This window comes from Shinella yambaruensis (assembly GCF_022899355.1).
GTDB lineage: Bacteria > Pseudomonadota > Alphaproteobacteria > Rhizobiales > Rhizobiaceae > Shinella > Shinella yambaruensis.
The window spans coordinates 24,722-34,994 of the sequence record NZ_JALJCK010000028.1 but is presented as its reverse complement, the minus strand read 5'-3'; the positions used below and the strand labels follow the sequence as shown (position 1 = coordinate 34,994).

Genomic DNA, 10,273 nt, shown 5'->3' with positions numbered 1-10,273 from the left:
CACCGCGTCTTCATGAACGGCAACAAGACCATCGTCTTCCCGCCCAGCCCCGGTTCCTACGCCTCCGAGCGCATGGGCTGAGCCGAAAGACGACGAAAGGCCGGCGAAACGCCGGCCTTTTCATATTCGGGAACGTCTGCGATCGCCTCAGTGGCTTGCCGGCAGGCGCGGCAGGAAGATGGTGAGGATGCCGAGCAGCGGCATGTAGGAGCAGACCTGGTAGACGAAGTTGATGCCGTGGCTGTCGGCGAAGATGCCGAGCACCGCCGCGCCGAGGCCGCCCGCCCCGAAGGCGAAGCCGAAGAAGATGCCGGCGATCATGCCGACGCGGCCTGGGATCAGCTCCTGTGCGAAGACGACGATGGCGGAGAAGGCGGAGGAGAAGATCAGCCCGATCAGCACCGTCAGCACGCCCGTCCAGAACAGGTTTGCATAGGGCAGCATCAGCGCGAAGGGGATGACGCCGAGGATCGAGAACCAGATGACGAAGCGCGCGCCGAACCGGTCGCCGATCGGCCCGCCCATGAACACGCCGAGCGCCGAGGCGCCGAGGAAGAGGAACAGCATGAGCTGCGCGTCGCGCACGCCGAGGCCGAAATTCTCCATCGTGTAGAACGTGAAATAGCTCGATATGCTGGCGAGATAGGCGTTCTTCGTCGTCGTCAGCAGCACCAGGACGGCAAGCGCCCAGGCGACGCGGCCGCGCGGCAGCGGCAGCGCGCGGCTGACGGCGGGACGGCCGGCGGCAAGCCGCCGTTCGCCGGCATACCAGTTGCCGACCCAGGTGAGGATGACCATGCCGAGGAGCGCGACCGCCGAGAACCAGGCGACGCTCGTCTGACCGAAGGGCAGCACGATGAAGGCCGCGAGCAGCGGCCCGATCGCCGTGCCGGCATTGCCGCCGACCTGGAACATCGACTGTGCAAGCCCGTGGCGGCCGCCGGAGGCAAGGCGGGCGACGCGCGAGGATTCCGGGTGGAAGATCGCCGAGCCGAGGCCGATCAGGCAGGCGCCGAAGACCAGGACCGGGAAGCTGTGCGCATAGGCGAGCATGATGAGGCCGACGAAGGTGCTGCCCATGCCGACCGGCAGCGAGAAGGGCATCGGCCAGCGGTCCGTCACGATGCCGACGGCCGGCTGCAGCAGCGAGGCCGTCACCTGAAAGGCCATGGTCAGAAGGCCGATCTGCACGAAATCGAGCGCGTAGTTTTCCTTCAGCAGCGGATAGAGCGACGTCAGCAGCGACTGCATGATGTCGTTCAGCATGTGGCAGGCGCTGACGGCGACGATGATGGAATAGGTGGTGGTGGCGGCGCTGCGGGGCGCTGCGGGAACGACTGTCGACATGGTGGCCTCGAATGATACGCGCGAATTCCGCGTCATGGCTGCTTCCCATACAGGGATTGCCAGCGGCCTGCTTTCGTGCTGAGGTCCATTTCTTACGCAAGTGGGCCAAAGATGGAAAAACTGACCGATGCGCGCCGCAAGGCGCTCGATGACGACCACATCCGCAACCTTTCCCGCATGGAACAGGCGAATACGGATGTCCTGGTCCACAGTTCGGAGATTCCGGGCGGTTATACGGTGCCGCCGCACCGCCATCGCCGCACGCAGTTCCTGTGCGTCTTTGCCGGTGTGGTGCTGGTGGGGACGGAGCGCGGGCGCTGGATGATTCCGCCCGGCCATGCGCTGCTCATCCCGCGCGGTCTCGAACATTCCGTCGAGATGCTCAGCGATGTCAGCATGCGCTCGGTCTATATCTATTCGCCGGAGGGCCGGGCCGCCTCGCTGGTTCCCACCGTCCTGGAGGTCACCGACCTTGCCCGCCAGCTCATCACGGAAACCGTCCGGCAGGATGACCTGGCGGAGGACCGCGGGCGCAGCGAACTCGTTATGGCGCTGCTGCTCGACGAGATCGGCCGCCTGCCGGAGCGCCGGCTCGGCCTGCCCTTTCCGGCAAGCGGCCGGCTGGCCGAACTCTGCCGGGATTTCGTCGAACAGCCCTCGCCGGTGGCCAAGATCGACGATTGGGCACGGCGCTTGAACATGAGCCGGCGCACCTTCACGCGCTTCTTCCGGCAGGAGACGGGCGTCAGCTTCGTCACCTGGCGCCAGCAGGCCTGTCTTTTCGCCTGCCTGCCGCGCCTTGCCGCCGGCGAGCCGGTGACGCGCGTGGCGCTCGATGCCGGTTATGAGAGCGTGCCGGCCTTCACCACCATGTTCAAGCGCATGCTGGGGGCCTCGCCGCGCGCCTATCTGACCAGCCGCGCGGCCGCCTGAGTCTCAAAAAGACCGGCAAAGGACGCGATCCGGGGACTGTTTTCCGTCGGCTTTTGGGATTAGGAAGAGGTGCGGGACCCAATTCGGGCCGCGAACCGGGAGCGCGGGGTCGCACGGGAGACGGACTTTGAGAAAGATACTGGTCATCGGGATCGGCGCGGGCAATCCCGAGCACATGACCGTTCAGGCGGTGGGTGCGCTGAACCGGGCGGATGTGCTGCTCATTCCGACGAAGGGCGACGAGAAGGCCTTTCTGGCCGATGCACGCCGCGAGATCTGCGACCGGTTCCTCGAGAATGCGCGCTGCCGCATCCTCGATTATGCCGTGCCGGTGCGCCGCGCCGACGGCAGCTACGAGGACGGCGTCAACGACTGGCACCGCGCCATTGCCGCCATCTACGAACGCACCCTTCTTGACGACGTCGGCGAGGACGAGACGCTCGGCCTGCTCGTCTGGGGCGATCCGATGCTCTATGACAGCACATTGCGTATCATCGATCATGTGCGCACGGCCGGCCGCGTCGCCTTCGAGATCGAGGTCATTCCCGGCATCACCAGCGTCCAGGCGCTCTGCGCCGGCCATGCCATCACGCTCAACCGCATCGGCCTGCCCGTCGAGATCACCACCGGCCGCCGCCTCGCCGAGGCCTGGCCGGGCACCGCGCGCGATGCGCTCGTCATGCTCGACGGCGTCGAGGCCTTCCGCAGGGTGGAGGACCCGGAGGCGGACATCTGGTGGGGCGCCTATCTCGGCACGCCGCACGAGATCCTGTTGTCCGGCCGGCTTGCCGATATCGCCGACACCATCAGCGAGACCCGCCGCAAGGCGCGCGCGGCGCACGGCTGGATCATGGACACCTACCTGATCCGCCGCCCGGCACCCGAGGCGGAGGAGGGCGCGGCATGACGGCGACCTCAGCGATACTTCCGGGCGAAGCCGGTGCGTTGCGGCGCGGCGCGTGCCCCTCCATCGCCGCCCCGATGCGGACCGGCGACGGCCTTCTGGTGCGCCTGCGCCCCGTCGCGACGGCCCTGACGGCACAAGACCTCCTCGTCCTTGCCGATCTGGCGCGGGCGCACGGCAACGGCCTCATCGAGATCACCGCGCGCGGCAATCTCCAGCTTCGCGGCCTCACCGAAGCCTCCATTCCGCATCTTGCCGCCGGCCTTGCCGCGGCCGGCATTACCCCGCAGACGGGCGTCGCCATCGAGGTGCCGCCGCTTGCCGGCATCGACCCGGCCGAGCTTGCCGATGCCGCGCCGCTTGCCGATGCGCTGCGCGCGGCCCTTGCCGATGCCGCCCTTTCCCTGGCGCCCAAGCTTGCCGTCGTCGTCGATGGCGGGGGCGTGCTTTCCCTTGCCGACATGGTCGCTGATATCCGGCTCGACGCCGTCGCCGGCGCACAAGGCCTCGCCTGGCGGCTTTCCGTCGGTGGTGATCGCGCCACGGCGATGGCCGTCGCGCTGCTGCCCGGCGAAAGGGCCGTCGAAGGCGTGATGACGGTCGCCGCCGCCCTTGCCGCCATCGGGCCGGCGGCGCGGGGACGGGATCTCGATTCGGCGCTGCTGGCGGCCGTGCTCCGTGCGGATCCGGTACCGCCGCTTTCCGCCGCTTCATCCGTCCATCCGCTCGGCGTGCACCGGATCGGCGCCGAAACGGTGCTGGGGCTTGCCCCGGCCTATGGCCAGATCCATGCCGACCGACTTGCCGCGCTGGTGCGCGCGCTTGCCGGCTGCGGCGCGACGGAATTCCGCCTTGCGCCGCACCACACGCTGCTGGTGCGCGGGCTCCGTGCGGAAGCGCTTGCCGCCGCGCAGGCCTGTGCGATGCGGGAGCGCGTCTGGAGCACGCAGGATGCGCCCGGGCGGGCCGTCTCCGTCTGTGCCGGTGCCGCCGGCTGCGCCGCGGCCAGCTTCGATACCCATGCCGCCGCCGATGCCCTCGTGGCGGAGGCGGGCGATCTCCTGGACGGCTCCTTCGACGTGCATGTCTCCGGTTGCCCGAAGGGCTGCGCCCATCCGGCCGCCGCCGCCGTCACGCTGTGCGGCACTGCCGCCGGTGTCGGCCTTGTTCTTGATGGACGCGCGGGCGATGCCGCCGCGGCAATCCTGCCCGCCGATGCGCTGCGGCCCGCCCTGCACCGTCTCGGCGCCCTCCTGCGCGCGCGTCGTGCGGAGGACGAGACGGCCGGAAACCTCATCGACCGCACCGCGCCCGCCCTTCTTGCTTCCGCTTATCAAGGCCAACAATGACCGATTACGACTACATCAAGGATGGCACGGCCATCTATGAGAAATCCTTCGCGATCATCCGTGCGGAAGCCGATCTCTCGCGCTTTTCCGAAGAGGAGTCGGATGTCGCCGTGCGCATGGTCCATGCCGCCGGCCTCGTCGAGGCGGCGCCGCATTTCGTCTTCTCGCCCGGTTTCGTCACGGCGGCGCGCGGTGCGCTCCAGGCCGGCGCGCCGATCTTCTGCGATGCGGAGATGGTCGCGCGCGGCGTGACGGCAGCGCGCCTGCCGGCCGGCAACGACGTGCTCTGCATGCTGCGCGATCCGCGCACGCCCGACATTGCCCGGGACATCGGCAATACGCGCTCGGCCGCGGCCATCCGCCTCTGGCTCGATCGCCTCGCCGGCTCCGTCGTCGCCATCGGCAATGCGCCGACGGCGCTGTTCTACCTGCTCGAACTCCTGCGGGATGGCGCGCCGAAACCGGCGGCGATCCTCGGCATGCCGGTCGGCTTCGTCGGCGCCGCGGAATCCAAGGATGCGCTCGCCGAAAATTCCTATGGCGTGCCCTTCGCCATCGTGCGCGGCCGCCTGGGCGGCAGCGCCATGACGGCAGCGGCGCTCAATTCGCTGGCGAGGCCGGGACTGTGAACATGGTGGCGACGGTGACGGGACGACTTTACGGCGTGGGCACGGGACCGGGCGATCCGGAACTCCTGACGCTCAAGGCGGTGCGGGCGATCGGCGAGGCGGATGTGCTCGCCTATTTCGCCAAGGCCGGGCGTGCGGGCAATGGGCGGGCGATCGTCGAGGGCCTGTTGAGGCCCGGCATGGCGGAGCTGCCGCTCTACTATCCGGTGACGACGGAAATCGACAAGGACCACGACGACTACAAGCGCCAGATCACGGCCTTCTACGACGCCTCGGCCGCCGCCGTCGCGCAGCACCTTGCCGCCGGCCGCACGGTCGCCATCCTCTCGGAAGGCGATCCGATGTTCTACGGCTCCTACATGCACCTGCATGTGCGGCTCGCCGACCGTTTCCCGACCGAGGTCATTCCCGGCATCACGGCCATGTCCGGCTGCTGGTCGCTGTCGGGGCTGCCGATCGTGCAGGGCGACGACGTGCTCTCCGTGCTGCCGGGCACGATGGGCGAGGCGGAACTGTCGCGCCGCCTCGTCGACACCGAGGCCGCCGTCATCATGAAGGTCGGCCGCAACCTGCCGAAGATCCGCCGGGCGCTGGCGAGTGCCGGCCGGCTCGGCGAGGCGATCTATGTCGAGCGCGGCACCATGCCGACGAGCCGGTCCATGCGGCTTTCCGAAAAGCTCGACGACACCGCGCCCTATTTCTCGCTGGTCCTCGTGCCGGGCTGGAGCGGCCGCGCATGACGGGCCGGCTTTTCGTGATCGGCACCGGGCCGGGCAATCCGGACCAGATGACGCCGGAAGCACGGCAGGCGGTCGAGGCCTCGCGCGAATTCTTCGGCTATTTTCCCTATATCGACCGGCTGAACCTCCGGCCGGACCAGATCAAGGTCGCCTCCGACAACCGCGAGGAGCTGAACCGGGCCGAGGCTGCGCTGAGACGGGCGGCCGAGGGTGCCGATGTCTGCGTCGTCTCGGGTGGCGATCCCGGCGTTTTCGCCATGGCGGCCGCCGTCTGCGAGGCGATCGACGCGGGGCCGGACGAATGGAAGAGGGTGGATCTCACCATCGTGCCCGGCGTCACCGCCATGCTGGCGGTCGCCGCGCGCATCGGCGCGCCGCTTGGTCACGATTTCTGCGCCATCTCGCTGTCCGACAACCTGAAACCCTGGGAGGTCATCGAGACGCGGCTGCGCCTCGTGTCCGGGGCCGGCCTCGTGATCGCGCTCTACAACCCGATCAGCAAGGCGCGCCCCTGGCAGCTCGGCCGGGCCTTCGAGATCCTGCGCGAGACGCTGCCGGCCGCAACACCCGTCGTCTTCGGCCGCGCCGCGGGCCGGCCGGACGAGCGCATGCTGGTCATGCCGCTCGGCGAAGCCGAGGCGGAGCGCGCCGACATGGCGACCTGCGTCGTCATCGGCTCGCCGGAAACGCGCGTCATCTCCCGCCCCGGCCTGCCGGATCTCGTCTATACGCCGCGCTTCCTCGAAGAGCCGACGAGATGATCGGCGAGCCGCACCGTATCCTCGACGGTTCCCGCGTGGTGGCTATCGCGCGCTTCCGCCCGCTCGACCAGAACGACGGGCAGGCCGAGAATGCGCGCGGCGACGATCTTGCCATAGGTGGCGTCGCCGCCGGAATTCTTGCTGACGACGACATCGATGCGATGGTCGCGCAGAAGTTCGACCTCCGCTTCCACGGCAAACGGGCCGCGCGCGAGCAGGTAGGCGACGTCGGGGGCGGCAAGCGGCGGATCGACGGGATCGACGCTGCGCACGAGATAGTGGTGCTGCGGCGCGGCGTCGAAGGTCTTCGCCTCCTGGCGGCCGATGGCGAGGAACACGCGACGCGGCGCTTCGCCGAGCGCGCTGACGGCCTCGGCCATCGTGGCGACGCATGTCCAGCGGTCGCCCTCCACCGCATCCCAGCCGCGCCGCTCCAGCCGCAGCAGCGGGATGCCGGTCGCCGCGCTGGCGGCGCGGGCATTGGCGGAGATCTGCCGGGCGAAGGGATGCGTCGCGTCGATCAGGAGATCGATGGAATTCTCGCAAAGATAGGCCGAAAGCCCCTCGACGCCGCCGAAGCCGCCGGTGCGAACGGGCACGGGCTGCGGCGCGGGATCGAGCGTGCGGCCGGCGAGCGACAGCGTGACGGCAAGATCGGCCCTGCCGGCGAGCACACCGGCAAGGTCGCGCGCCTCCGCCGTGCCGCCCAAGATGAGGATGCGTCGCTTGTCCACGCCTGATCAGCCCCTTTCGACAGCCGCTCCCTGGCTTTCCATCGTCGGGATCGGCGAAGACGGTCTAGCCGGTCTCGGCGACGAGGCCAAGGCCGCAATCGGCTGCGCCGAAATCGTCTTCGGCGGCGCGCGGCATCTGGAGCTAGCCGATGCGGCGATCTGCGGCGTGCGCCACGGCTGGCTCAGCCCCTTCGAACGCTCGGTGGAGGCGGTTCTGGCCGCGCGGGGCCGGCCTGTCGTCGTGCTCGCCTCGGGCGATCCCTTCTTCTACGGCGTCGGCGTCACGCTTTCCCGGCGCATCGCGCGGGCGGAGATGCGCGTCTTCCCGGCGCCCTCCGCCTTCAGCCTTGCCGCATCGCGCATGGGCTGGGCCCTGCAGGACACGGTCTGCGTCTCGCTGCACGGCCGTCCCGTCGATCTCATCCGCCCGCACCTGCATCCCGGCTGCCGCATCCTGGCGCTGACCTCGGACAGCGACGGGCCGGCGGCGCTTGCCGCGCTGCTGGCGGAAAGCGGTTTCGGCGGCTCGGCGCTGACCGTGCTGGAAGCGCTCGGCGGCGCGCGGGAGCGGGTGAGCCACCATCAGGCCGAGCAGTTCGCCCTCGATGGGGCCGACATGCTGAATGTCTGCGCGGTGGAGGTTGTCGCCGGAGATGGCGCGCAGGTGCTCGCCTGTACGCCGGGCCTTGACGACGGACTGTTCGAGCATGACGGCCAGATCACCAAGCGCGAGGTGCGTGCGTTGACGCTCTCGGCCCTTGCGCCGCGCCGCGGCGAGCTTCTCTGGGATATCGGCGCCGGCTCGGGCTCGATCGGCATCGAATGGATGCTGGCCGATCCATCGCTCCGGGCCATCGCCATCGAGGGCCATGCGGAGCGGGCCGCCCGCATCCGCCGCAATGCCGGGCGCTTCGGCGTGCCGGGCCTTGCCGTGGTCGAGGGGGCGGCGCCGGAGGCGCTTGCGGGACTTGCCGCGCCGGACGCGATCTTCATCGGCGGCGGCGGCAGCGAGGCGGGCGTCATGCCGGCGGCGATCGACGGCCTGAAGCCGGGCGGCCGGCTTGTCGCCAATGCGGTGACGACGGAAATGGAAGCCGTGCTCCTCGCCCAGCATGCCCGGCTCGGCGGTTCGCTGATCCGGATCGACATCGCGCGCGCATCGCCCGTCGGGCAGATGACGGGCTGGCGGCCGGCCATGCCGGTCACGCAGTGGACGTGGGCGAAGCCGGCGCAACCTATCGAGGACGAGGAATGACCGTTCACTTCATCGGCGCCGGCCCCGGCGCTGCCGATCTCATCACCGTGCGCGGCCGCGATCTCATCGGCGCCTGCCCGGTCTGCCTCTATGCCGGCTCCATCGTGTCGCCGGAGCTCCTGCGATATTGCCCGCCGGGCGCGCGCATCGTCGATACGGCGCCGATGTCGCTCGACGAGATCGAGGCCGAATATCTGCGCGCCGCCGCGGCGGGCGAGGATGTGGCGCGGCTGCATTCCGGCGATCTCTCGGTCTGGAGCGCCGTCGCCGAGCAGATCCGCCGGCTGGAAAAGCACGGGCTCGCCTATACGCTGACGCCGGGCGTGCCCTCCTTTGCCGCCGCCGCCGCCGCGCTCGGCCGCGAGCTCACCATTCCCGCGGTCGCGCAGAGCCTCGTGCTCACCCGGGTCTCCGGCCGCGCCTCGCCGATGCCGAACCGCGAGACGCTTGAGAATTTCGGCGCGACGGGGGCGACGCTGGCGATCCATCTTGCCATCCACGCGCTGGACAAGGTCGTCCTGGACCTGACGCCGCTCTATGGCGCGGATTGCCCGGTGGCGATCGTGGTCAAGGCCTCCTGGCCCGATGAGCGCGTGGTGCGCGGCACGCTGGCCGATATCGTGGCGAGGGTCGCCGAGGAGCCGATCGAGCGCACGGCGCTGATCTTCGTCGGCCGCTCGCTCGGCGCGGAGGATTTTCGCGAAAGCTCGCTCTATGACCCCGCCTACCAGCGCCGGTTCCGGGGACGCGACGGGCTTTAGGCCAATAGGGTTTCGAAGGCGAGCGAGGCCCTCGAGCGGTAGCGTTCCCTGTGGCGCAGCAGACGGAAGGCGCGTTCCGGCAGGTCGAAGGCGATGCGGGCCATGCGGCCGGCGGCAAGGTCGTCCTCCACGACGAATTCGGAGACCGCCGTCAGCGCCTGGCCGGCGAGCACGGCGCTGCGCACGGCTTCGTTGGAAGGCAGGGAAAGCGCGATGTCCAGCGCCTCCTCGGGCAGCGCCGCCGTCAGGGCGCGTCGCGTGCCCGAGCCCGGCTCGCGCAGCACCCAGCGGACGGCGGCCAGATCCTCCGCATCGATGCCGGGCTTGCCGGCGAGCGGATGGTCCGATGGCGCGACGATAACCACCCGGTCGCGCGCAATGATGCGCTGGGCGAGGGCGGGATGGTCGATCTCGCCTTCGACGAAACCGAGCTCCGCCCGCCCGTCGATAACCGCCTCGGCGGCCTCGTCGGTATTGCCGCCGGTCAGGCGGATATCGATCGCCGGATAGGCGTCGCGGAAATGCATGAGACGCGGCGGCAGCCAGTAGCCGGCGACGGTCTGGCTGGCGGCGAGCGTCAGCGTGCCGCGTTTCAGGCCGCCGATCTCGGTGAGGAAGAGGTCCGCGCTGCCCGCCCGTGCCAGCGTGGCCCGCGCCTCCGGCAGGAAGGCCTCGCCCGTCTCGGTCAGCTCGATCCGCCGCCCCGTGCGGTGGAACAGCGCGATGCCGTAGCGCTCCTCCAGCACGCGGATCGCCGAGCTGACGGCCGAGGGGGTGAGGTTCAGCGCATCGGCGGCCTTGGTCAGGTGCTCCCGTTCCGCCACGGCGACGAAGATCCGGAGCTGTTCCAGCGTCATCAT

At 69.7% G+C, this 10,273-nt stretch carries 11 protein-coding genes; 8 read left to right on the top strand and 3 right to left on the bottom strand.

Annotated features, from left to right (window positions below):
• Window positions 1-147: 147 nt before the first annotated feature.
• Window positions 148-1,347, bottom strand: coding sequence for an MFS transporter (locus MUU56_RS32280; RefSeq protein WP_245083265.1), 1,200 nt, complete (start codon window positions 1,345-1,347; stop codon window positions 148-150).
• 111 nt (window positions 1,348-1,458) lie between these two features.
• Here MUU56_RS32280 and MUU56_RS32275 point away from each other — a divergent pair, with 111 nt between their 5' ends.
• From MUU56_RS32275 to MUU56_RS32250, 6 genes are all read left to right on the top strand, one after another.
• On the top strand, window positions 1,459-2,280 hold the full coding sequence (locus MUU56_RS32275) for an AraC family transcriptional regulator (protein WP_245083263.1): 822 nt from the start codon (window positions 1,459-1,461) through the stop codon (window positions 2,278-2,280).
• Window positions 2,281-2,407: 127 nt separating this feature from the next.
• On the top strand, window positions 2,408-3,187 hold the full coding sequence (gene cobF / locus MUU56_RS32270) for a precorrin-6A synthase (deacetylating) (RefSeq protein ID WP_245083260.1): 780 nt from the start codon (window positions 2,408-2,410) through the stop codon (window positions 3,185-3,187).
• A complete protein-coding gene (cobG, locus tag MUU56_RS32265; protein ID WP_245083257.1) occupies window positions 3,184-4,533 on the top strand; it encodes a precorrin-3B synthase in 1,350 nt (449 codons plus the stop codon). The genes cobF and cobG overlap by 4 nt, the downstream gene beginning before the upstream one ends.
• Window positions 4,530-5,162, top strand: a complete 633-nt coding sequence (locus MUU56_RS32260) for a precorrin-8X methylmutase (RefSeq protein WP_245083253.1) — start codon at window positions 4,530-4,532, stop codon at window positions 5,160-5,162. The genes cobG and MUU56_RS32260 overlap by 4 nt, the downstream gene beginning before the upstream one ends.
• A gap of 2 nt (window positions 5,163-5,164) precedes the next feature.
• Window positions 5,165-5,902 carry a precorrin-2 C(20)-methyltransferase gene (locus MUU56_RS32255; protein ID WP_245083250.1) on the top strand — a complete coding sequence of 246 codons (738 nt, stop codon included), beginning with the start codon at window positions 5,165-5,167 and terminating at the stop codon, window positions 5,900-5,902.
• On the top strand, window positions 5,899-6,663 hold the full coding sequence (locus MUU56_RS32250; RefSeq protein WP_245083248.1) for a precorrin-3B C(17)-methyltransferase: 765 nt from the start codon (window positions 5,899-5,901) through the stop codon (window positions 6,661-6,663). The genes MUU56_RS32255 and MUU56_RS32250 overlap by 4 nt, the downstream gene beginning before the upstream one ends.
• Here MUU56_RS32250 and MUU56_RS32245 read toward each other — a convergent pair.
• Window positions 6,627-7,397: a cobalt-precorrin-6A reductase gene (locus MUU56_RS32245; RefSeq protein WP_245083245.1), complete on the bottom strand. Its 771-nt coding sequence runs from the start codon at window positions 7,395-7,397 to the stop codon at window positions 6,627-6,629. The genes MUU56_RS32250 and MUU56_RS32245 overlap by 37 nt on opposite strands.
• On the opposite strand from MUU56_RS32245, the gene cbiE reads away from it, so the two are divergent.
• Window positions 7,381-8,652, top strand: a complete 1,272-nt coding sequence (gene cbiE, locus MUU56_RS32240; protein ID WP_398433278.1) for a precorrin-6y C5,15-methyltransferase (decarboxylating) subunit CbiE — start codon at window positions 7,381-7,383, stop codon at window positions 8,650-8,652. The genes MUU56_RS32245 and cbiE overlap by 17 nt on opposite strands.
• On the top strand, window positions 8,649-9,413 hold the full coding sequence (gene cobM, locus MUU56_RS32235) for a precorrin-4 C(11)-methyltransferase (protein WP_245083238.1): 765 nt from the start codon (window positions 8,649-8,651) through the stop codon (window positions 9,411-9,413). Before cbiE ends, cobM begins: the two co-directional genes overlap by 4 nt.
• Here the strand turns inward: cobM and MUU56_RS32230 are convergent.
• On the bottom strand, window positions 9,410-10,270 hold the full coding sequence (locus tag MUU56_RS32230) for a LysR family transcriptional regulator (RefSeq protein ID WP_245083274.1): 861 nt from the start codon (window positions 10,268-10,270) through the stop codon (window positions 9,410-9,412). The two genes, cobM and MUU56_RS32230, sit on opposite strands and share 4 nt — an antisense overlap.
• Window positions 10,271-10,273 lie beyond the last annotated feature (3 nt).

Coding starts and splice junctions, on each gene's coding strand:
- MUU56_RS32255 (WP_245083250.1), top strand. CDS start 5,165: ATGGTGGCGACGGTGACGGGACGACTTTACGGCGTGGGCACGGGACCG.
- cbiE (WP_398433278.1), top strand. CDS start 7,381: ATGCGTCGCTTGTCCACGCCTGATCAGCCCCTTTCGACAGCCGCTCCC.
- MUU56_RS32230 (WP_245083274.1), bottom strand. CDS start 10,270: ATGACGCTGGAACAGCTCCGGATCTTCGTCGCCGTGGCGGAACGGGAG.
- MUU56_RS32275 (WP_245083263.1), top strand. CDS start 1,459: ATGGAAAAACTGACCGATGCGCGCCGCAAGGCGCTCGATGACGACCAC.
- MUU56_RS32260 (WP_245083253.1), top strand. CDS start 4,530: ATGACCGATTACGACTACATCAAGGATGGCACGGCCATCTATGAGAAA.
- MUU56_RS32280 (WP_245083265.1), bottom strand. CDS start 1,347: ATGTCGACAGTCGTTCCCGCAGCGCCCCGCAGCGCCGCCACCACCACC.
- MUU56_RS32250 (WP_245083248.1), top strand. CDS start 5,899: ATGACGGGCCGGCTTTTCGTGATCGGCACCGGGCCGGGCAATCCGGAC.
- cobM (WP_245083238.1), top strand. CDS start 8,649: ATGACCGTTCACTTCATCGGCGCCGGCCCCGGCGCTGCCGATCTCATC.
- cobG (WP_245083257.1), top strand. CDS start 3,184: ATGACGGCGACCTCAGCGATACTTCCGGGCGAAGCCGGTGCGTTGCGG.